This is a genomic window from Achromobacter sp. MYb9 (assembly GCF_002975275.1).
Lineage (GTDB): Bacteria > Pseudomonadota > Gammaproteobacteria > Burkholderiales > Burkholderiaceae_B > Achromobacter.
Window position 1 is genome coordinate 109,660 of the sequence record NZ_PCOQ01000013.1, and the last position, 20,871, is coordinate 130,530.

General features: G+C 65.1%; 18 protein-coding genes and 6 tRNA genes. 5 read left to right on the forward strand and 19 right to left on the reverse strand.

Annotation, left to right across the window (positions count from 1 at the left end):
- The first annotated feature begins 60 nt into the window (after nucleotides 1-60).
- Nucleotides 61-942, forward strand: coding sequence for a dienelactone hydrolase family protein (locus tag CQ050_RS18990; protein ID WP_105558386.1), 882 nt, complete (start codon nucleotides 61-63; stop codon nucleotides 940-942).
- Nucleotides 943-969: 27 nt separating this feature from the next.
- On the opposite strand, the gene CQ050_RS18995 is transcribed toward CQ050_RS18990, so the two are convergent.
- The gene (locus CQ050_RS18995; protein ID WP_105558387.1) at nucleotides 970-1,395 is read right to left on the reverse strand and encodes a hypothetical protein; all 426 of its coding nucleotides are present in this window, start codon (nucleotides 1,393-1,395) and stop codon (nucleotides 970-972) included.
- 240 nt (nucleotides 1,396-1,635) lie between these two features.
- Between CQ050_RS18995 and CQ050_RS19000 the strand changes: the two genes are divergently transcribed.
- Both CQ050_RS19000 and CQ050_RS19005 read left to right on the forward strand, forming a co-directional pair.
- Nucleotides 1,636-2,139: a peroxiredoxin gene (locus CQ050_RS19000; RefSeq protein ID WP_105558388.1), complete on the forward strand. Its 504-nt coding sequence runs from the start codon at nucleotides 1,636-1,638 to the stop codon at nucleotides 2,137-2,139.
- 86 nt (nucleotides 2,140-2,225) lie between these two features.
- Nucleotides 2,226-3,629 (forward strand): MFS transporter, encoded by a 1,404-nt coding sequence (locus CQ050_RS19005; protein ID WP_105558389.1) that lies wholly within the window; start codon nucleotides 2,226-2,228, stop codon nucleotides 3,627-3,629.
- Nucleotides 3,630-3,639: 10 nt separating this feature from the next.
- On the opposite strand, the gene CQ050_RS19010 is transcribed toward CQ050_RS19005, so the two are convergent.
- From CQ050_RS19010 to CQ050_RS19050, 9 genes are all read right to left on the reverse strand, one after another.
- Complete coding sequence (locus CQ050_RS19010; protein ID WP_199196870.1) at nucleotides 3,640-4,500, reverse strand: DMT family transporter; 861 nt, start codon at nucleotides 4,498-4,500, stop codon at nucleotides 3,640-3,642.
- Nucleotides 4,497-5,522, reverse strand: a complete 1,026-nt coding sequence (gene bioB / locus CQ050_RS19015) for a biotin synthase BioB (protein ID WP_105558391.1) — start codon at nucleotides 5,520-5,522, stop codon at nucleotides 4,497-4,499. The genes CQ050_RS19010 and bioB overlap by 4 nt, the downstream gene beginning before the upstream one ends.
- A gap of 248 nt (nucleotides 5,523-5,770) precedes the next feature.
- Nucleotides 5,771-7,285, reverse strand: a complete 1,515-nt coding sequence (locus CQ050_RS19020; RefSeq protein ID WP_105558392.1) for a helix-turn-helix transcriptional regulator — start codon at nucleotides 7,283-7,285, stop codon at nucleotides 5,771-5,773.
- A gap of 181 nt (nucleotides 7,286-7,466) precedes the next feature.
- A tRNA-Asp gene (locus CQ050_RS19025) sits at nucleotides 7,467-7,543 on the reverse strand.
- Nucleotides 7,544-7,620: 77 nt separating this feature from the next.
- Nucleotides 7,621-7,696 (reverse strand) — tRNA-Glu (locus tag CQ050_RS19030).
- 48 nt (nucleotides 7,697-7,744) lie between these two features.
- Nucleotides 7,745-7,820: transfer RNA gene (locus CQ050_RS19035), tRNA-Ala, on the reverse strand.
- Nucleotides 7,821-7,926: 106 nt separating this feature from the next.
- A tRNA-Asp gene (locus tag CQ050_RS19040) sits at nucleotides 7,927-8,003 on the reverse strand.
- Nucleotides 8,004-8,080: 77 nt separating this feature from the next.
- Nucleotides 8,081-8,156 (reverse strand) — tRNA-Glu (locus CQ050_RS19045).
- A 33-nt stretch (nucleotides 8,157-8,189) separates the two neighbouring features.
- Nucleotides 8,190-8,265, reverse strand: a tRNA-Ala gene (locus tag CQ050_RS19050).
- Between the two features lie 363 nt (nucleotides 8,266-8,628).
- Between CQ050_RS19050 and CQ050_RS19055 the strand changes: the two genes are divergently transcribed.
- Nucleotides 8,629-9,684 (forward strand): aldo/keto reductase, encoded by a 1,056-nt coding sequence (locus tag CQ050_RS19055; protein ID WP_105558393.1) that lies wholly within the window; start codon nucleotides 8,629-8,631, stop codon nucleotides 9,682-9,684.
- A 7-nt stretch (nucleotides 9,685-9,691) separates the two neighbouring features.
- On the opposite strand, the gene lnt is transcribed toward CQ050_RS19055, so the two are convergent.
- The 5 genes from lnt to miaB form a co-directional block, all read right to left on the reverse strand.
- Nucleotides 9,692-11,320 (reverse strand): apolipoprotein N-acyltransferase, encoded by a 1,629-nt coding sequence (gene lnt / locus CQ050_RS19060; protein ID WP_105558394.1) that lies wholly within the window; start codon nucleotides 11,318-11,320, stop codon nucleotides 9,692-9,694.
- A complete protein-coding gene (locus CQ050_RS19065) occupies nucleotides 11,317-12,207 on the reverse strand; it encodes an HlyC/CorC family transporter (protein WP_105558395.1) in 891 nt (296 codons plus the stop codon). The genes lnt and CQ050_RS19065 overlap by 4 nt, the downstream gene beginning before the upstream one ends.
- A gap of 163 nt (nucleotides 12,208-12,370) precedes the next feature.
- Nucleotides 12,371-12,847, reverse strand: a complete 477-nt coding sequence (gene ybeY / locus CQ050_RS19070) for an rRNA maturation RNase YbeY (RefSeq protein WP_105558396.1) — start codon at nucleotides 12,845-12,847, stop codon at nucleotides 12,371-12,373.
- Nucleotides 12,837-13,862: a PhoH family protein gene (locus CQ050_RS19075; protein ID WP_105558397.1), complete on the reverse strand. Its 1,026-nt coding sequence runs from the start codon at nucleotides 13,860-13,862 to the stop codon at nucleotides 12,837-12,839. Before CQ050_RS19075 ends, ybeY begins: the two co-directional genes overlap by 11 nt.
- Nucleotides 13,859-15,319 carry a tRNA (N6-isopentenyl adenosine(37)-C2)-methylthiotransferase MiaB gene (gene miaB / locus CQ050_RS19080; protein ID WP_105558398.1) on the reverse strand — a complete coding sequence of 487 codons (1,461 nt, stop codon included), beginning with the start codon at nucleotides 15,317-15,319 and terminating at the stop codon, nucleotides 13,859-13,861. Before miaB ends, CQ050_RS19075 begins: the two co-directional genes overlap by 4 nt.
- A gap of 170 nt (nucleotides 15,320-15,489) precedes the next feature.
- Between miaB and CQ050_RS19085 the strand changes: the two genes are divergently transcribed.
- Nucleotides 15,490-16,257 (forward strand): phosphatase PAP2 family protein, encoded by a 768-nt coding sequence (locus CQ050_RS19085; protein WP_105558399.1) that lies wholly within the window; start codon nucleotides 15,490-15,492, stop codon nucleotides 16,255-16,257.
- 79 nt (nucleotides 16,258-16,336) lie between these two features.
- Here the strand turns inward: CQ050_RS19085 and CQ050_RS19090 are convergent, their stop codons facing one another.
- The 4 genes from CQ050_RS19090 to secD all read right to left on the reverse strand — a co-directional run bounded on the left by CQ050_RS19090 (nucleotide 16,337) and on the right by secD (nucleotide 20,771).
- The gene (locus CQ050_RS19090; protein WP_105558400.1) at nucleotides 16,337-17,047 is read right to left on the reverse strand and encodes an alanyl-tRNA editing protein; all 711 of its coding nucleotides are present in this window, start codon (nucleotides 17,045-17,047) and stop codon (nucleotides 16,337-16,339) included.
- Nucleotides 17,048-17,091: 44 nt separating this feature from the next.
- Nucleotides 17,092-17,769, reverse strand: a complete 678-nt coding sequence (locus CQ050_RS19095; RefSeq protein ID WP_105558401.1) for a VOC family protein — start codon at nucleotides 17,767-17,769, stop codon at nucleotides 17,092-17,094.
- Nucleotides 17,770-17,900: 131 nt separating this feature from the next.
- The gene (gene secF, locus CQ050_RS19100; RefSeq protein WP_105558402.1) at nucleotides 17,901-18,836 is read right to left on the reverse strand and encodes a protein translocase subunit SecF; all 936 of its coding nucleotides are present in this window, start codon (nucleotides 18,834-18,836) and stop codon (nucleotides 17,901-17,903) included.
- Between the two features lie 54 nt (nucleotides 18,837-18,890).
- The gene (gene secD / locus CQ050_RS19105; protein ID WP_105558403.1) at nucleotides 18,891-20,771 is read right to left on the reverse strand and encodes a protein translocase subunit SecD; all 1,881 of its coding nucleotides are present in this window, start codon (nucleotides 20,769-20,771) and stop codon (nucleotides 18,891-18,893) included.
- Nucleotides 20,772-20,871 lie beyond the last annotated feature (100 nt).

Below are 20,871 nucleotides of genomic sequence, written 5' to 3' on the forward strand. Positions count from 1 at the left end.
CAGCCGGCCATCAGGGGTACGCCTGCCGTCCCCGGCCGCGCTTTTGCCAGGAGATTCTTCATGAAAGACCAGGATGCGCACTTCGACAGCCTGTTGCCGCCTCTGCGGCTGGATCGGCGGGGCTTCATCGCCACGACGGTCGCCGCGGGCTTTTCCCTGGCTGCGGGGCCAGCGGTGGCGCAGACGGCCATCGCTACCGACACCAAGGGGCTGACGGCCGGCAAGGTCGATATTCCGACGACGGACGGCAAGATGCCCGCCTATCGCGCGGCGCCGCAAGGCAAGAAGAATCTGCCGACCGTGATCGTGGTGTCCGAGATATTCGGCGTGCACGAGTACATCCAGGACGTCTGCCGCCGGCTGGCGCACCTGGGCTATCTGGCGATCGCGCCTGAACTGTTCGCGCGTCAGGGCGACCCGTCCAAGTACACCGAGATCCCCAAGCTGCAAGCCGAGATCATTGGCAAAGTGCCGGACGCGCAGGTCCAGCGCGACCTGGACGCGACGGCGAAGTGGGCGGCGGCCAACAGCGGGGACGCGGATAAGCTGGGCATCGTCGGCTTCTGCTGGGGCGGCCGCCAGGTCTGGCTGTACGCCGCCCACAATCCGAAGCTGAAGGCGGGCGCGGCGTTCTATGGCCAATTGGCGGGCGAACCCAGCGAGCTGAAGCCGAAGTCGGTGCTGAGCCTGGTGAACGAACTGAAGGCGCCGGTTCTTGGCGCCTATGGCGGCAAGGACGCCGGTATTCCGCAGACGGACGTGGACCGGATGCGGATCGAACTGGCGAAGGGCCCGGCGGCAGCGAAAGCATCCCGGATCGACGTGTATCCGGATGCGCCGCACGCGTTCCATGCGGATTACCGGCCGTCTTATCGGAAGGCAGAGGCCGAGCAGGCGTGGACGCGCATGCTGGATTGGTTCAAGCAGAACGGCTTGGGGTAACGGGTAGCGTCCGGGGCGTGGAGAAAGCTATTGCGCCTTTTCTCCAGGCAATCCGTCGCTGACCTCGGCCAGCGCGTTCTTCATGTCCTTGTAACTGATCGCCCGTTCGTTCTGGAAGCTGCCCAGCACGCCGCGGCATCCGTCCACGCCGGACCGCTTCATGTCCTCCATCATGGACTTGCCTTCCCCCAGGCCCTTCTGAAAGAGCGCCTCGTAGCTGTTCGAGGCAAACCCGTATTCCTGGGCGTACTGCATCAGGTTTTTCTTGGCGGTGGCCTGGTGCTGCGCCAGGTCGGGTTCCGAGGCGCCGCAGGCGCGGGCAGCGCCGTTGGAGGCGCCGGCGGCGACCACGAAGGAGTCGTATTGGGCCTGTTCGCTGGCGTCCGGGGCGGCCCAGGCCGGGGCGGCGGCGGTGGCCAGAATCCACGCCAGGCCAGTCAAGATCTTTCGCATCGGTGAATCTCCGCTTGGTGCCCGCCGGCCGGTCAACACGGGCGCGGCGGGCGTGGGTCACTACTGCATTATGGCAAGCAGCCGTTTCCATGCAGTGAGGCGGGGGTGTGGAGTCGTTTCAGACTGTGCGGTTTTTTTTCCTGGGGCGCCCACGCAGCAGGCCGGCCGCGCACGAACTATGATGGAGGCTGTGAGGCACTCCTGCTTCAATGCAACACCCCCTACATCCTGGAGATCTACATGACGATCAAAGTCGGCGACCGCGTGCCGGATGGCACCCTGACCGAATTCATCGAAACCGAAACCGCCGGCTGCTCGCTGGGCCCCAACGCGTTCCAGGTTGCCGACCTGACCCGCGGCAAGACCATTGCGCTCTTCGCGGTTCCGGGCGCCTTCACCCCCACCTGCTCGGCCAAGCATCTGCCGGGCTACGTCGAGCAAGCCGCCGCGCTGAAGGCCAAGGGCGTGGATGAAATCTGGTGCGTGTCCGTCAACGACGCGTTCGTCATGGGCGCCTGGGGCCGCGAGCAAAAGACCGACGGCAAGGTCCGCATGCTGGCTGACGGCTCGGCCCTGTGGACCAAGGAACTTGGCCTGGAACTGGACCTGATCGCGCGCGGCATGGGCGTGCGTTCGCAACGCTATTCGGCCCTGATCGTCGACGGCGTGGTCAAGCAACTGAACGTGGAAGCGCCTGGCAAGTTCGAAGTCAGCGATGCCGCCACGATGTTGTCGCAAGCCTGATCTAACGTAGTTCCTGTTTTACCGCTCAACGCGGCGGGCCGCCTTCGCAGCCCGCCGTGCTAATGCCAGCAGCGGTTGCCAACGCCATGCTCGCCACCCTCTCTTCTTTCTCGTCGCTCTACGTCGCGACCTTGCTGATGCTTATCGGCACGGGTCTGTTCAACACCTACATGGGCCTGCGCCTGACCGCGCAGTCGGTCAGCGAGGTGTGGATCGGCGTGCTGATCGCCGGCTACTACCTGGGGCTGGTATGCGGCGCGCGGCTGGGGCACCGGCTCATCATCCGCGTCGGCCATATCCGCGCATTCGTGGCCTGTGCAGCCATTGCCACCTGCATGATCCTGGCGCAGACGCTGGTCGACTCCATGCCGCTGTGGCTGGTATTCCGCATTATTTCCGGCGTGGTGATGGTGACTGAATTCATGGTCATCGAAAGTTGGCTGAACGAGCAAACTGAAAACCATCAGCGCGGCCGGGTGTTTTCCGTCTACATGGTGGTGTCCGGGCTGGGCACGGTGCTGGGGCAATTGGCGCTGACTGCCTACGCCACGCTGGACCTGCGTCCGCTGACCCTGGTGGCGATGTGCCTGGTGCTGTGCCTGGTGCCGATCGCCGTCACGGCGCGTTCGCACCCGCCCACGCCGCTGCCAGCGCCACTGGACATCCGCTTCTTCATGCGCCGCGTGCCGCTGTCGATGACGGTGCTGTTCGTGGCGGGCAACCTGTCCGGGGCCTTCTATGGCCTGGCCGCCGTCTATGGCGCCAAGCACGGTTTGTCCACGTCGCAGGCCGCGATTTTCGTGGCCGCGGCCGTAACCGCCGGTCTGTTGTCGCAATGGCCGATGGGCTGGCTGTCCGATCGCATCAACCGCGCGGGCCTGATCCGCTTCAACGCCTTGCTGCTGGTGCTGCTGCCCACGGTGATGTGGGGCTGGCTGGTATTGCCCTATTGGGCGATGGTGGCGTTGTCGTGCGTCTTTGGCGTGTTGCAGTTCACGCTGTATCCGCTGGGTGCCGCGTTCGCGAACGACCACGTGGAATCCGAGCGCCGCGTCAGCCTGTCCGCCGTGCTGCTGATGACCTATGGCGTGGGCGCGTGCATTGGCCCCATGGTCGCCGGCTTGCTGATGTCGCTGGCCGGACCCAGCATGTACTACGTCTTCATTTCGGCCTGCGCCTTGATCCTGGTGTGGCAGGTGCGTCCCACGCGGGTTACCGGTGCGCACCAGGTGGATGAAGCGCCGACGCACTTCGTGCCCATGCCCGACACCCTGCAAAGCTCGCCCGCGGCGGCCGTGCTGGATCCCCGCGTGGATCCCGAAAACGATATCGCGATGGAGATGGTGCAACCGGACCCGTCGGCCGCGCCCACGCCGGCGGTCGTTGAACCGGCCGTGGCGGATACCGCGGCAGCCGATGCTGCGGCACCCGCCGATGTCTCTTCGCCAGCCGAAGACACCGGCAAACGCGAACGCCGCACCGGCACCTGATCCTGCAGGGCTACCAGGGCGCCATCAGCACGATGGCGGCCAGTGCCAGGGCGATGCCCGAGAGGTTCAAGCGTGTCAGCGGCTCGCGGAATGCCAGCGCGCCGACCAGCGTGCCCAGCGTGATCACGCCCATGTTCATCGACGCGAACACCAGTGCCGGATGCTCGGGCAGCGACTGATGCGCGCGGATGTAGGTAAGGATATTGCCGAAGTTGGCCAAGCCCAAGGCGACGCCCGCGGCCAGGTGGCGGCGTTCCCAACGCACCCGTCGGCACAGCAGATACGCCAGCATCAGCACGCCCGCCAGTACGAAGGCCAGCAGCAAGCCGCCCGCGAAGGCGGTGCCGGCGCGCGCCACTTGCTTGAACAGGATGTCGATCACGCCGTAGCCCGCCCAGACCACCAGCGGCCAGAGCCAGGCGGCGCGGCTGTCCGCAGGCGTCTGCGCGGCGGCGGGCCGGCGCAACAGACAGGCCAGCGCGCTGAACGCCAGCAGGATCGCTGCCAGCTTGCGGCTGCTGACGGGTTCGCCGAACAGCACGAACGCCGCCAGCAAGGGAATGAAGAGCGACAGGCGCTGTGCGGCGTCGCTGCGTACGATGCCGGCGTGGCGCACCGCCGCTGCCATCGCCAGGAAGACGCTGGGCAACAGCAAGCCCAGCGCCGCCAGGACGGCCCAGGGCGTCTGCGGTGTGACCAGCGTGGACGGATCCGGGCGAAGCACCGCCCAGCAGAGCAGGGCGGCCACCGCGTAATTCACGGTGATCGCCTGGCGTACGTCCACGTCGTACCGGCGGGCCAGCTTCAACAGCACCGCGACGGTGACGCTGCACGCGACGCTAGCCAGCAAATACAGGACGCCAGGCGTCAGCGGCACGTTGCGCCTTCGGCGTGCTGATGGTGTTGTTGCGACGCGTCGACCCGCATCCCTAAGCGTTGCAGCAGACGCTGGTCGGCCTCCATCTGCGGGTTGGCGGTGGTCAGCAGCGCGTCGCCGTAGAACATGGAATTGGCGCCCGCCATGAAGCACAGCGCCTGCAACGCATCGTCCATGGCTTCGCGGCCGGCCGACAGCCGCACGGCGGCGTTCGGCATGGTGATGCGGGCGACCGCGATGGTGCGAACGAATTCAAACGGGTCCAGGGCTTCGACGTTGGCCAGCGGCGTGCCTTCGACCTGCACCAGGTTATTGATCGGCACGGACTCGGGGTAGGGTTCCATGCTGGCCAGCTGCGCGATCAAGCCGGCACGTTCTTGCCGCGATTCGCCCATGCCCACGATGCCGCCGCAACACACGTTGATGCCGGCGTCGCGCACGCGGTCCAGCGTGTCCAGGCGGTCCTGGTAGGTTCGGGTGGAAATGATCTTGCCGTAGAACTCGGGCGACGTGTCCAGATTGTGGTTGTAGTAGTCCAGGCCCGCCTCTTTCAGCTGTTCGGCCTGGCCGTCGCGCAGCATGCCCAGTGTCACGCAGGTTTCCAGGCCCAGCGCCTTCACGGCGGTCACCATTTCGGCCACGGCTTCAAGGTGATGCGGCTTCGGGCTGCGCCATGCGGCACCCATGCAGAAGCGCTGCGCACCGCCAGCCTGGGCGGCGCGGGCGGCGGCGACGACGTCGGCAAGCGGCATCAGCTTGTCGGCGTCCAGCCCGGTGTCGTAGTGCGAAGACTGCGGGCAGTAGGCGCAGTCTTCAGGACAGCCGCCGGTCTTGATCGACAGCAGGCTGGACAGCTGGATGGTGTTCGGATCGAAGTGGGCACGGTGGACTTGCTGGGCACGATGCACCAGGTCCATGAAGGGCAGCTCGTAAAGCGCCATGACGTCGGCGGCGCTCCAGGCGGGCGCAGGCAAGTGCTTTGACGTCGTCGGGACGGGGATGTAGGCGGTCTGCATGGACGGGGCTCCTGTCGGTCTTACGGAAATCGCGCCTGCCGGAAAGCAAGGACGGGATCGGCGGATCGTAAGAACCTGCGCAGGGTTTGCGCAATGCAGGCCGCATGGTGATAAATGCGGGCGAATTAGGGGAGGATTCGCGGAAATTCAAAGCATTTGAGGGTCGCCGGGGATTAACGCGGCGTCATCTTCGTTGACGCCGCACCCCTGGATATTTTGATTCAAATTGTAATTTTCAGGCCGCGAGCCTATTCTGCGCCCGGTTTGGCTCGCGTCCGGGGGGATTCGTGACCGGTGATGCCGCGGTCGCGCGCCCACACGATCGCCGCACTGCGCCGGTGCACGCCGATCTTGCTATAGATCGTGGCCACGTGGTTGCGGACGGTGTTGCGAGACAACTTCAGGTTCTTGGCGATGCCATCGTCGTCATGGCCCTGGCATAGCAGACCCAGCACTTCGCGCTCTCGCGTCGTCAACTGCGCCAGTTCGGCCACATCGCGGGTGGCGGGCGTGGGCTGGCGCAATTGCGCCAGCTTTTCGATGATGCCCCGGCTGAACCACGACGTGTCCTGCATCACGGCTTCGATTGCCGCCAGCAATTCGGTCTCGGAGCGTTTGCGCTCGGTGATGTCCTGCATCACGATCAGCAGTCGGTGCTGGCCGCCGATCATCACGGGCTCGGCGGACACCAGGCAGTCCAGTTTGCCGCCGTCCTGCGTGCTCAGGGTGGCTTCGCGGTTGCGCGCGCTTTCCCCGCGCGCCAGGCTGGCGGCCATTCCCTCGTAGGGCTGCAGGCCCAAATCGGTCAGGGCTTTGCCGGCGGCAGTATCCGGGGCCGCGCCAGTGGCGGCCGCGAATGCCTCGTTGATGTCCAGCACAAGCAGCGCGTCGCCTTCGCACACGGCCATCGGCACGGGCGCCAGCCGGAACGCCTTCGAGAAGCGTTCTTCGCTTTCGCGCAGCGCAAGCTCGGTGCGTTTGCGGGCCTCCAGGTCGATGAACGTGAACAGCATGCACGGTTCGTCCTGCATGTCGATCGGCTGGCCGGCGACCAGCACGAACTTCGCTTCGCCGTTCGCCACTTTCACCGTGCCTTCGCGCTGCGGGATCGTCTGGCCTTCGTTCAATCTGGCCACGGCGGCTTCCTTGTCTTCACCGCCGTCCAGCACATCCAGTTCATAGGCCGACTTGCCCAGCACCGCCTCGCGCGTATAGCCGGTCATTTCCAGGAAGCCCTGGTTCACCTTGACGTAGCGCAGATCGGAAAGCCGGCAGATCAGCGCGGGCGCCGGGTTCGCGCCAAAGGTCCGCTCAAAGCGCTGCTCGGCGTTCAATTGCTCGGTCTGGTCATGCAGGATCAGGACGCGATATTCCACGCCGTTGTCGTTGCCCAGGTTCAGTCCGCGTGCGCGCACGTTACGCAGGAATTCCTCGTCGTCCTTGCGGCGCAGGTCCAGCAGCAGGTCATCGAAAGGTTCGCCGGCCGCCAGGCGGTCCAGCGGAAACTGGCGAGCAGCCACGCGATGGCGGTTGCGGTAGGTCAGCGTGTAACGCTTGCGGTAGCCGGCGGGCGTGCCGCCCAATGCTTCAAGCGTATCGACGCCGTGTAATTCAAGCGCGCTGTCGTTGGCCCACGCGATGGCGCCATCGGGTTCCAGCACGATGATGCCTTCGTTCAAACCCGCGATGATGTTCTGCAGGTGCTGGCGATGCGCTTGGGGTGCGGCGGCGTTTGTTGTCACGTAAGCCTCTTTGGTTCGCATGCATGAGCACACAGGATGCAGGCGCATGGCGACGCTGTCCAGAGAGCAAAACGGACGAGTCTTCGAGGCGGGGGGAGGGTAGAGACGGGAGGGGCGTGGATACCGCGGACGCAGAAAAGCAAAAAGCTCCGGAATCCGGAGCTTCAGCGATATGCAGCCATGCGATCAAGCACAAGGTGCTTGGCGGAGCGGACGGGGCTCGAACCCGCGACCCCCGGCGTGACAGGCCGGTATTCTAACCAACTGAACTACCGCTCCGCAGCGGCGTACTCAACTACTTTGTCACTTCAACTGCACTTATCTACTGCTTTACTGCAACCTGCATGCCAGTAAACTGGCGTCCCCTAGGGGATTCGAACCCCTGTACTCACCGTGAAAGGGTGATGTCCTAGGCCTCTAGACGAAGGGGACCTGAACTGAACAGAACTGCAAAACTACTTTACTACGGTACTGCGATACTGGTGGAGGTAAGCGGGATCGAACCGCTGACCTCTTGCATGCCATGCAAGCGCTCTCCCAGCTGAGCTATACCCCCCAGGGCGCCTTGATGTTCCACACAACAAACAACAAGGTCTCACACTCTATAAAAGCAAAAAGCCCCGAAGACGGAGCTCTTGAAAGACTCAGAGCGAGAGCGCTAATGGCGGAGCGGACGGGGCTCGAACCCGCGACCCCCGGCGTGACAGGCCGGTATTCTAACCAACTGAACTACCGCTCCGCAGCGGCGTACTCAACTACTTTGTCACTTCAACTGCACTTATCTACTGCTTTACTGCAACCTGCATGCCAGTAAACTGGCGTCCCCTAGGGGATTCGAACCCCTGTACTCACCGTGAAAGGGTGATGTCCTAGGCCTCTAGACGAAGGGGACCTGGACTTGCAAACTACGTTCTTCGCTGTTGACTGGTGGAGGTAAGCGGGATCGAACCGCTGACCTCTTGCATGCCATGCAAGCGCTCTCCCAGCTGAGCTATACCCCCGTTCTTCTAATCAATTCCTGCCACGTTTTACGACTTGAACACACGTTTTATGGTGCGTTTTTCGTAGTTCGTTGCCGGTTTTGTTTAGTGCCGTTGGCGAAGAAACGAGATTATGCACGAACAAAATCGGGTGTGCAAGTCGCTTTGCGGCAAAAAGGGTAAAACAGGCAAAAAAAATGGGGATAGATGGCCTTTTTTGCGCATTTTGTGCGCGATGGGGCTCGGCTGCGGTATCCGGTGATTGGTGCAGATTCCAGGAAAATCAAAGACTTGTGCGGATGCTATGGTGGGGGTGAAATTTTTTATTCATCATGTGACTTTCGCGTGAAAAAAATGCGGTCGCATTCACACGGGCATCCAGGCATGAGCACACAGACATCCTTTCCCACCCGGCCATTGGGGCGCACCGACATGGCCATCACGCGTATCGGCCTGGGCGCCTGGGCAATTGGCGGTAATGGGTGGGCGGTGGGCTGGGGGCCGCAGGACGACGCCGATTCCATCGCCGCCATTCGCCTGGCCGTAGACCGGGGCATCAATTGGATCGACACCGCAGCGGTGTACGGGCTGGGTCATTCCGAAGAAATCGTGCGCCGCGCGCTGGCGCAGATGGCGCCCGGCGACCGGCCCTATGTCTTTACGAAGTGCGGGCTGACGTGGTCGGCCAACAACCCGATGGCCACGCCGCGGCGCACGGGCGCGCCGGCCAGCATCCGCCGCGAGATCGAAGATTCGTTGCGGCGGCTGGGGGTGGAACGCATTGACCTCTACCAGATGCACTGGCCGGCGGGCGACGGCACGCCGACCGACACTTACTGGCAGGAATTGCTGGACCTTAAGCAGGCGGGCAAGGTCCGCGCCATCGGTTTGTCGAACCACAACCTGGCCCAATTGCAGGATGCGCAAGCGCTGGGCCATGTAGATTCTTTGCAGCCGCCGTTTTCGGCGATCCAGCGCGCAGCGGGGGCGGACTTGATTCCGTGGTGCGCCGCGCATGACATCGGCGTGATCGTCTACAGCCCGATGCAGTCGGGCCTGCTGACCGGCGGATTTTCAGCCGAGCGCGCGCGCGCCTTGCCGGCGGACGATTGGCGCTCGCGGCATGCGGAATTCATGGCGCCCAATCTGGCCCGAAACCTGGCGTTGGCCGACGCGCTGAAACCCATCGCCGAACGCCATGGCACGACGGTGGCGGCGGTTGCCGCCGCCTGGACGCTGGCGTGGCCCGGCGTCACGGGCGCGATTGTCGGCGCGCGCAGCGCAGCCCAAGTCAATGGACTGCTGGGCGCGGCAGCACTGGAGCTGGACAGCGACGACCTGGACGAGGTCGCGGTGGCGATCGAATTGACGGGCGCGGGCGCCGGGCCTCTGCGCCCGCCAGAGGACAGCGCCAAGCTGCCCGCCAACTTGTTTGCCTGAGGCGGACTCAGCCGCGCCGCGTCTTGCGGCTGCTGCCGAACGCGCCGATCAGCGCCAAGCCCACCAGCGCCAATGCGATCTTGTCGCCGAAGCGGGCGTAGGGCGTCAGGCCCGTCATGCCTTGGACAGACACGGGCAGCACTCCCGCCTGCAACGGCGCCAGCTGGGCCGCGACGCGACCCTTGGCGTCGATGGCGGCGGTGATGCCGGTATTGGTGGACGTCAGCATCGGGCGGGCGGTTTCCATGGTGCGCAGCCGGCCGATTTGCAGGTGCTGGCGCAAGGCCCAGGAATCACCGAACCATCCCAGGTTGCTGACGTTGACCAGGATGGTCGCGCCCGGTTCGCCGTTGGGGCCGGGCAGCAGCGCCGGCAGCAGATCGGGACCAAACAGGTCTTCGTAGCAGATGTTGAAGGCGATGTGCTGGCCGCCTACCGCAAAGGGGGTCTGACGTTGCGCACCGCGGTCGAAATCCCCCAGCGGGATGTTCAGCATGTTCACGAACCAGTGGAAGCCTGGCGGGACGTATTCGCCCCAAGGCACCAGGTGGCGCTTGTCATAGCGCATGGCGGTGCTGCCGGCGACCAGGTGTTCGACCGGCGTATTACCGTCGAAGCCCATCACGCTGTTGGTGTAGCGGTCGCGGCCATTGACGCGGTCGTGCAGCGGCACGCCCATGGCGATGGTCATGTTGCCCCGGGCGGCTACGCCGCGCCAGGCGTCCCACGCCCGCGGATCCAGTTGGTCCTGGAAGATCGGCAGCACGGTTTCGGGCAAGATCACCAGTTGTGGCGCGGGTACGCCCGCGGCCGGCGGCAACGCCGTCAGTTCCAGGTGGCGCACCAGGCTTTGTTCAAGCAGGGCCGGGTCGAACTTTTGCGATTGCTCGATATTGCCCTGGACCAGCCGCACGTTGAGTGGGTCGCCGCTGGGCGAAGACCAGTCCATGCGCGACAAGGGCCAGCCCGCGGCGGCCAGCGCGACGGCGACGCCGGCGGCCAATGCCTGGCGTGAGTCCATGGATGTCTTGCGGGACGGCTGCCACAGGCTGGCGATCGCGGCCGCGACGAATGCGGCAACGAACGCCATGCCATGCACGCCCACGATCGGGGCCCAGCCGGCGATGGGGCTGTCCACCTGCGCGTAGCCGATGTTCAACCACGGGAAACCGGTCAGCAGCACGGCCCGCAGCCATTCGAAACCCGCCCACAGCGCGGCCCAGGCCAGCGTGGCAGACAGGATGCGGGAGGGCGCCGCGTCGGGGGTCAGCGGTGTGAAACGGCGTGCCAGCGCGCTGGCGGTGGCCGGGAACAGCGCCAGGAATGCCGACAGCGCCAGCACCCCGGCCACGGCCAACGGCGCGGCCAGGCCGCCGTAGCGATGCATGCTGATGAAAAGCCAGTACAGCCCCACCGCATAGGTGACGAAGGCGAACAGCCAGCCGCGCCCCCACGCCTGTTTGGCGGAGGGGGCCGTGAGCGTGACGCGCGCGGCCACGGCCAGCGCCAGGATCTGCGTAAGGGCCAGCGCCCAGTCCGGCAAGGGGCCGGGGGCGAAAGTCAGGGCGTGCACGGCGCCCGCCAGCGTCAAGCCGGCGGCGCCGCGCAGGAGTCGGCTGCGCGGGGTACGGCTCATGCGTCGTCGGTGGGGCGGGAGATTGAGTCGGGGTTGTTGCGCTTGACGCGCAGCCAGATGGCGCGGCGGGCGTCGCCGCGCGCCACTTCCATCCGAAGGCCGTCGAATTCGGCGATGTCGCCGCGGCGCGGGATACGGCCCAATTGACCGCCCATCCATCCGCCGACGCTGTCGTATTCGTCGTCGGGCAAATTGCAGCCGAACACCTCGTTGAAGTGCGAGATATCGGTCGCGGCCAGCACGCGCCACTGGTTTTCGCCTTCCGGGAAGATCGAGTCTTCTTCGGTTTCATCGAATTCGTCTTCGATGTCGCCGACGATCTGCTCCAACACGTCTTCCATGGTGACCAGGCCGGAAATGCCGCCATGCTCATCGATGACGATGGCCTGGTGGTTGCGGCTGGCGCGGAACTCGTGCAGCAGCACGTTCAGGCGCTTGGATTCCGGGATGAACACGGCCGGGCGGACCAGCGTGCGGACTTCGATGCCGGGTTCCAGCATGCAGCGCAGCAGATCCTTGGCCAGCAGGATGCCGATGATGTTGTCGCGATCGCCTTCATAGACCGGAAAACGCGAATGCGCGGTTTCGATCACGGTCGCCACAAGGTACGGGATGGGCTGTGTGACGTCCAGCAGGTCCATGCGCGAACGCGGAACCATGATGTCGCCGACGGTGCCTTCGGACACGGCAAGCGCGCCCTTGATCATCTTGTAGGATTCCGCGTCGAGCAGCTTGCGGTCGTGCGCGGCTTCCAGAATGGCCTTGATGCCTTCGCGGTCCTCGGGCTCTCGGCGCACAAGGGAAAGCAGGCGGTCTAGAAGGGATTTGGTGGCGGGTTTGGCTGAGCGAGCAGAGGTCGCTTCGGGAGCAGGGTAAGGGTCAGACATCGTCCGGGAGGACAAGTTATGGAGGGGCCAGCATAACCGAAACTGGCCTCTCGTTTGTAACGGGAGCCATGAAAATGGGGCCAAACGCCGTCATCTGCGCGTTGCTTGGCGCCATTTTCCGTGAATTTCTAGGGGTAGACCCGAACGCGCGAACGGCCTGTGGCTAGTCGGTGGCCAGGTAGGGGTCGGCGATCCCCATTTTTGCCAGCGTGGCGGTTTCCAGCGCTTCCATGCGCTTGGCGTCCCGGGCCTTGATGTGGTCGTAGCCCAGCGAATGCAGCACGCCGTGCAGGGTCAGGTGGGCGGCGTGGTCCAGCAGCGCCTTGCGCTGCTCCCGGGCCTCGCGCACAAGCACGGGCACGCACATGACGATGTCGCCGCGCGCCACGCCCACGGGGTCGACGCCGTACTCGAAGGTCAGCACATTGGTGGCGTAATCGCGTTCACGGAAATCGCGGTTCAGGCGCCGGCCTTCGGCGCTGCCCACCAGGCGCAGGCTGAGTTCGGCGGCCGAAAACGCGACCAGACCGTCTTCCGCCGCCGCCGCCAGGGCGCGTTCCGCCCACCGGCGCAGGCGCCAGCGGGGCAAGCGGGCCTCTTCAACCCCGTATTGGATGGACAGGGACAGCTCAGGCTTCATTTTCGGAGGCGCGGTCGTAGGCGTCGACGATGCGGGCGACCAGGGGGTGGCGCACGACATCGCGGCTGGTGAAGCGGGTGGTCGCGATGCCTTGCACGTCTTCCAGCACCTTGACCGCATGGGCCAGGCCGCTGTCCTGGCCGCGCGGCAGGTCCACCTGCGAGGGGTCGCCGGTGATGACGGCCTTGCTGCCGAAGCCGATCCGCGTCAGGAACATCTTCATCTGTTCCGGCGTGGTGTTCTGCGCTTCATCCAGGATGACGAAGGCATGATTCAGCGTGCGGCCGCGCATGTAGGCCAGCGGGGCGATCTCGATGGTCTGCTTTTCGAACAGGCGCTGCACCTTCTCGAAGCCCATCAGATCGTAGAGCGCGTCATACAGCGGACGCAGGTAGGGGTCAACCTTCTGGGCCAGGTCGCCGGGCAGGAAGCCCAGCCGCTCGCCCGCTTCGACAGCGGGGCGCGTCAGCACCAGACGCTGCACGGTGTCGCGTTCCATCGCGTCGATGGCGCAGGCGACTGCCAGCCAGGTCTTGCCGGTGCCGGCGGGACCCACCCCGAACGTGATGTCGTGCTTGAGGATGTTGTTCAGGTAGTCACGCTGGCGCGGTGTGCGCGGACGCAGGTCGCTGCGCTTGGTGCGCAGCGCGATACCGTCGCTTTCGTCGTCCAGGGCAGGCAGCGGATCCGCTTCGCGCGCCGGCGTTTCCTTCAGCTTCTCTTCCTGGCGCCCCACGCCGATCTCGACCAGGCCAAGCTGGATGTCGTCGACCGACAGGGCGCGGTGCACCGCCTGTTCGTGGAAGCGCCGAAGCACCCGTCCGGCCAGTTCGGCCTGTTCGCCTTCAATGGTGACGCGATTGCCGCGGCGCGAGAGCTTGACGCCCATGCCGTCGGCGAGCTGGCGCAGGTTTTCGTCCAGCGGGCCGCACAGATTGGCCAGGTGGGTGTTGTCGCCGTCCAGGTTGACGATGGCGGGCATGCTGCGACGGGCGCGGGAACGGGGAGTGGTCATTCGGCCTCTGGGGGAACGCGGTCCACGTCGGCCACCCGGGCGCGCAACGAATTGGTGTGCGCTTCGGTGATGATGACGTCGACCATTTGTCCGATGAGCCGCGCGGGCGCGGCGAAATTCACGATGCGGTTGTTCTCGGTGCGGCCCATCAGTTCGTTGGGGTCGCGGCGCGAGGGGCCTTCCACCAGCAGGCGCTGGCGCGTGCCGACCATGTTGCGGGCGATGGCGGCGGCCTGATCGTTGATCAGGGCCTGCAGGCGCTGCAGACGGCGCAGCTTCACGTCCTGCGGCGTGTCGTCGGCCAGGTCGGCGGCGGGCGTGCCCGGGCGGCGCGAATAGACAAACGAGAACGAGGTGTCAAAGCCGACGTCTTCGATCAGCTTCATCGTCTTTTCGAAATCTTCTTCCGTTTCGCCGGGGAAGCCCACGATGAAGTCGGATGACAAGGTCAGGTCGGGGCGGGCGGCGCGCAGGCGGCGGACCACCGACTTGAATTCCAGTGTGGTGTAGCCACGCTTCATCCCGGCCAGCACCCGGTCGCTGCCGGCTTGCACGGGCAAGTGCAGGAACGACACCAACTTCGGCAGGCGGGCGTAGGCGTCGACCATGCGCTGGGTCATTTCCTTGGGGTGCGAGGTCGTGTAGCGGATGCGTTCGATGCCCGGGATTTCGTGCACGTACTCCAGCAACATGGCGAAGTCGGCGATGTCGTCCGTGCCTTCCATCTTGCCGCGGTAGGCGTTTACGTTCTGGCCCAGCAACGTCACTTCCTTCACGCCCTGGTCGGCCAGGTCGGCCACTTCGACCAGCACGTCTTCGAAGGGGCGCGAGACTTCTTCGCCGCGCGTGTACGGCACGACGCAGAAGCTGCAGTACTTGCTACAGCCTTCCATGATGGACACGAACGCCGTGGCGCCATCGACGCGCGGCGGCGGCATGTTGTCGAATTTCTCGATCTCGGGGAAGCTGATGTCCACCTGCGAACGGCCTTCGGCGCGGCGGCGCGCGATCAGGTCCGGCAGCCGGTGCAGCGTCTGCGGGCCGAACACGACGTCCACGTACGGCGCGCGCTTGACGATGGCCGCGCCTTCCTGGCTGGCCACGCATCCGCCGACGCCGATCACGAGGTTCGGGTTCGTTTTCTTCAGGTGCTGCACCCGGCCCAGGTCCGAGAAGACTTTTTCCTGCGCCTTCTCGCGCACCGAACAGGTGTTGAACAGGATGACGTCGGCTTCTTCCGGATTGTCGGTGAGCTCCAGGCCCTGGTCGCCGCGCAGGACGTCGGCCATCTTGTCCGAGTCGTACTCGTTCATCTGGCAGCCGAAGGTGCGGATATACAGTTTGCGGGGAGAGCCGGCTGCGGTGTCCACGGGGGGCGTTGCGGGGGCGTCTGCGAGGGGGGCAGCGGCGTTGCCGCCGTCACGCGCATTGTCGCGCTTCAGGGAGGTTGCTTGCATGATGGTCGCCGTGACGGGTGTAGATCCCGGGGGCTGATAGGCTGGAAAGGCCGAATTTTAACCCTTGCGCGAAAATTGTTTCTTGGTCTGGCAGGCGGCGGCCGTTACGATATCGGTCCGCCCCGCATTCAGCGGGCGGTAATATTTCTCATTTTCCTTGAGCGGTACCGATGATTCCCAATCCCGTGACGCCTCCGGCCGTTGCTTCCGTGGTGCCTGCCGCGCCCGGCCTGCCCGTGCCCGACGAAGTGCGCAATCCGTTCTCGCTGGCCGTCTGGCTGTCGCTGGGCGCCGCGTTGGCGATGGCGGCTGCCGCCTGCGCGCTGTGGGTGGATCTGCCCCTGGCCATCTGGATCAAGCAATCCGTGTCCGACGGCGTGAACGAGTCCTTTGAATGGGTCGGAGAGTTAGGCGAAAGCGGTCCGTACATCGGCGTCGCCCTGGCCTTTTATGTCGTGGGCCTGGTCGGCGTGGCCCGCGGCTGGCACAACCCTTTGCGCATGAGCTACGCCAGCATGGCGCGCGGCAGCCTCCTGATGCTGTCCACGATGGCGGTGGGCGGGCTGGTCGTGCTGGTGCTGAAACGCTCGGTGGCGCGGGCGCGTCCCGAGCTGTTCTTCGAAAAAGGCATCTACGGCCTGGGCGAATCGTTTTCGCGCGTGCAGCAGTTCAATTCCTTTCCGTCCAGCCACAGCTACGCTGCGTTTGCGGTGGCCGTCGTGCTGGGCATCCTGGCGCCGCGCTGGCGCGCGGTCTTCCTGTTGCTGGCGGCGCTGGTGGCCATGAGCCGGCTGGTCAATCTGGACCATTACCTGTCCGACGTGATGACCGCAGCAGGCATCGCCGTGCTGGTCGGCCACGTGCTGGCCCCGCGCGTGCTGTGCAGCAAGTACCAATGGCCGTTGCGGGCGCCCTGGCGGTGGTGGCAAAAGGGGTGAACCCTTGCACGGAATAAAAAAGGGGCCGCGATTTTTATCGCGGCCCCTTTTTTTTGGTGTCGAACGCCTTGGGAAGCGGTCAGGCGAAGCCGACGACGACGCGCCGGTTGGTGCGGCTTTTCTTTTCGATCTTGGTGACGGCGATGGCGCCGATCTCTGCCGTGTTGCGCACGTGCGTGCCGCCGCAGGGCTGGCGGTCCACGCCAGGGATGTCGATGATGCGGATCTTGGCGGTGCCGGCGGGCGGCGCCGCGCCCACGGTGCGGACCAGGTCGGGTTGCGCGGCCAGTTCTTCCGGCGTGATGCCGTTGACCGCGACGTCGAGGCTGCGGTTGATCAGCGCATTCAGGCGCTCCGTCAGGTCCGTTTTTTCCAGCGTGGATTCGGGCAGGTCGAAATCGATACGCGCGGAATCGGGCGAGATGCTGCACCCGGTGACCGGGGCGGGCACCAGCGAACCCAGCAAGTGCAGACAAGTGTGCAGGCGCATCAACCGGTGGCGGCGGGGCCAGTCGATGGCGACCGTGACGCGGTCGCCGACTTGCGGCGCCGTATCGCCGTCCAGCACATGCAGGATGCGCTGGCGGTCGTCGGCGTAGACGGTGTCGGCGAGCGTCAGGACGCGGCCGTCCGCGAGGGTCAGCGTGCCGCTATCGCCTGCCTGGCCGCCGCTGCGCGCGTAGCAGACGGTCTCGTCCAGTTCGATGCCCTCGGGATTGACGGCGATGACGGTGGCGTCGCATTGGCCCAGATAGGGTTCGTCGTCGAATCGTTTGCGGGTGGCGGACATGGGAGGTCTCCGTATTGGGGTGTCGTGTTGTTGTTGTGGGGAATTCACGCCAGGGTCTTCAGGCCTTGAGGCGTCTCGATCAGCGCCCGCAGGCGGGGCGCCCCGGCGGACTGTTCCAGGTCGATCAGGGTATCGGCGCCCATCCAGGTCAGCCCCTGGCGCAGCAGGCCGGCTTCGGGATGGCTGCCGGTCAGGCGCACCAGCTTCAGCGGCTGGCGCGGCAGGCTGACGCCGGGGTAGGCGTCCACATCCCACTGGATCAGCGTGGGCAGCAGGCCGTCGCCCGCGGCATGGCCGGCTTCGCGCCAGACGGGCAGGCTGCCATCGTCCGGCACGGTCAAGCGCCAGCGCAGGTCGCCCCGCGTCATGGGAATCACGGGCGCGATGCGCTCGGGATGTTCGGCCTGCATGCGGGTCAGGTCCATGGGCGCGTCGACGCGCGCTGCCCAATGCGCCAGAAAGGGGCCTTGTTCGAGCCGTGCGCGGACATCGCCGTGGTCCAGGCCAAACCAGCGCGGACGCTCGGGAGGCGGCGCATCGGGATCGATGGCGATCACTTCCAGGTAGATGCCGTCCGCCAGGCCCAGCACGCGGTTGTGCGTGCCCATGCGCGGGTGCGCGCCGCCGCCTTGGGGCGCGACGCCCAAGAGGCCGGCGACAAATTCCGTGCCGCTGGCAAGGTCCGCCGCAGCGATGACGAGATGATCGATGGATAGTTTCATGGTGCGCCTATGGTAGCGAATCCTGCGGGATTCGTACCCGTACACCGTGGCAGTGTGGGGCGGTACAGTGGCCGCACAGAAAACAAAAAACCCGTCGCAAGCGACGGGTTGTGTTTGTAGCGGCAGGCGGATCAGGCGACTTCGCCTTCTTCGCCGTCTTTCTTGACCGGCTTGATCAGGTCTTCGCGCTTCACGCCCAGCCACATGGCCAGCGCGGCGGCAACGAACACCGACGAATAGATGCCGAACCAGATGCCGATGGTCAGGGCCATGGCGAAGTAGTGCAGGGTGGGGCCGCCGAAGAACAGCATGGCCAGCACCATCATCTGCGTCGAACCGTGAGTGATGATGGTTCGCGAGATGGTCTGGGTGATGGCGCTGTTGATGACTTCCTGAACGTCCGCCTTGCGGTACTTACGGAAGTTCTCGCGGATCCGGTCCATGATGACCACGGATTCGTTCACCGAGTAGCCCAGCACGGCCAGCACGCCCGCCAGCACCGACAGCGAGAATTCCCACTGGAAGAAGGCGAAGAAGCCCAGGATGATCACCACGTCGTGCAGGTTGGCGATCACGCCGGCGACGGCGAACTTCCATTCGAAGCGGAAGCCCAGGTAGACCATGATGCCGATGACCACAACCAACAGGGCCATCAGGCCGTTGTGCAGGAGTTCTTGGCCCACCTGCGGCCCGACGAATTCCACGCGGCGCAATTCGACGCCCGAGTCGGCGGCCTTGAGCGCGGCCATGACGGTTTCGCTCTGGGTCGCGGACGTTTGGCCTTCTTGCAGCGGCAACCGGATCATTACGTCGTGCGAGGTGCCAAAGTTCTGCACCTGGAAGTCGGTGTAGCCCAGTTTGGATACCACGCCGCGCACGTTTTCAAGCTGCGCCGTCTGGGCGTAGTTGACTTCCATGACCGTGCCGCCGGTGAACTCGATCGACAGGTGGAAGCCGCGGGTGGCGATGAAGAAGACCGCCAGGATGAACGTGACGAGACTGATGATGTTCAGCACCAACGCGTGGCGCATGAACGGGATAGTGCGGTGAATCCGGAAAAATTCCATTTTTCGCCTTCGGTTCTTTGCTGTGGCGAACGGCTCGCGCCGCCCGCCTTATGTTCAGTTTGCCTTCGGTTTCCAGATTTCGCCGATGGAGATCGTGGTGAGCTTCTTCTTGCGGCCGTAGTACAGATTTGCCAGGGCGCGCACGCCGACCACCGACGAGAACATCGAGGTCAGGATGCCCAGGCAGTGCACCACCGCGAAGCCCCGGATCGGGCCCGAACCGAAGGCCAGCAGCGCCAGACCGACGATGAGCGTGGTGAGGTTCGAGTCAAGAATCGTGCCCCAGGCGCGTTCGAACCCCTGGTGGATCGCCTGTTGCGGCGTGGCGCCCGCCCGCAGCTCTTCCCGTATCCGTTCGTTGATCAGCACGTTCGAGTCAATGGCCATGCCAAGTGTCAGCGCGATAGCGGCGATGCCTGGCAGGGTGAGCGTGGCTTGCAGCATGGACAACAGCGCCAGCAGCAGCAGCACGTTCAGGGTCAGGCCGACCGTGGAGAACACGCCGAACAGGTGGTAGTACAGGATGATGAAGACGGCGATGGCCAGGAAACCGTACAGCGTCGAATGGAAGCCCTTCGAGATGTTGTCGGCGCCCAGGCTCGGGCCAATGGTGCGTTCTTCGATGATGGACATCGGCGCGGCCAGCGCGCCGGCGCGCAGCAGCAGCGCGGTGTCGGCGGCTTCTTCCGAGCTCATGCTGCCCGAGATCTGCACCTGGCCGCCCGCGATTTCGCTGCGGATGACCGGCGCCGTGACCACTTCGCCCTTGCCGTTTTCGAACAGCAGGATGGCCATGCGCTTGCCGATGTTGTCGCGGGTGACGTCGCGGAAGATGCGGGCGCCCTTGGAGTCCAGCGTCAGGTGGACGGCGGCCTGCTGGGTCTGCGAATCGCGGCCCGGCTGGGCATCTTGCAGGTTCTCACCCGTCAGGACGACCTGGCGGCGGACCAGGATCGGGCGGCCGTCGCGGTCGTTGTAGCGTTCCAGCCCGAAGGGAACGGTGCCGCCCAGCAACGCGGCTTGCGCGGTGGGGGTGTCGTCGACCATGCGGATTTCCAGCGTGGCGGTGCGGCCGAGCAGTTCCTTGGCCTTGGCCACGTCTTGCACGCCGGGCAACTGCACCACGATGCGGTCCGAACCTTGCTGCTGGATGACCGGTTCGGCCACGCCCAGCTCGTTGATCCGGTTATGCAGGGTGTTGATGTTCTGCTTCAGGGCGGAATCCTGCACGCGCTGGACGGCGGCCGGATTCAGCGCGCCCAGCAGCAGTTGCTTGCCGCTTTCTTCGCGCTCGGTGAATTCCAGGTCGGGCAGGCGGGTGCGCAGGGTGGCGATGGCGCGGTCGCGGTCGTCCGTGTTGGCGAAGGTGGCGGCAATGCCCATGCCCGACCGTTCGACGCCGGCCACGTTGACCTTCTGGTCGCGCAGCACCGAGCGCACGTCGGCGGCCAGCGAGTCGTAGCGGGCGGTCAAGGCGCCCTGCATGTCGACTTGCAGCAGGAAGTGCACGCCGCCGCGCAAGTCCAGGCCCAGGTACATGGGCTTGGGGGCGAACCAGCCCATCGCGCGCATCCAGGCGGGCGATGCGGGCAGCAGGTTCAGCGCCACGGTGTAGTGGGGATCGCCGGCGACGGTATTGAGGGATTTGTCGATCAGGTCGCGTGCCTGCAATTGCAGGTCGGTCGACGTGAAGCGGGCGCGCACGGTGCCGAGCGTGCCATTCGTTTCGAAGAAGACCCCTTCGTTGGGGATCTTGGCGTCCGTCAGGATCTGTTCGACCCGGCTCAGCATGGCCGGATCCACCTTGATGGTGGCCTTGGCGCTGGAAACCTGGACGGCAGGCGATTCGCCGTAGAAATTGGGAAGCGTGTACAGCAGGCCAATGATGACCGCGATCAGGACCGTAATGTACTTCCAGAGGGGATAGCGGTTCATTGCCGGCTACTTCATGTAAGAGTGATGAAAGGGCCGCCCGAGCGGCAAGCGCAGCGGGCGGCGGCAGGCGCCATCGGACAAAAGAGCCCGACGGGGCTCT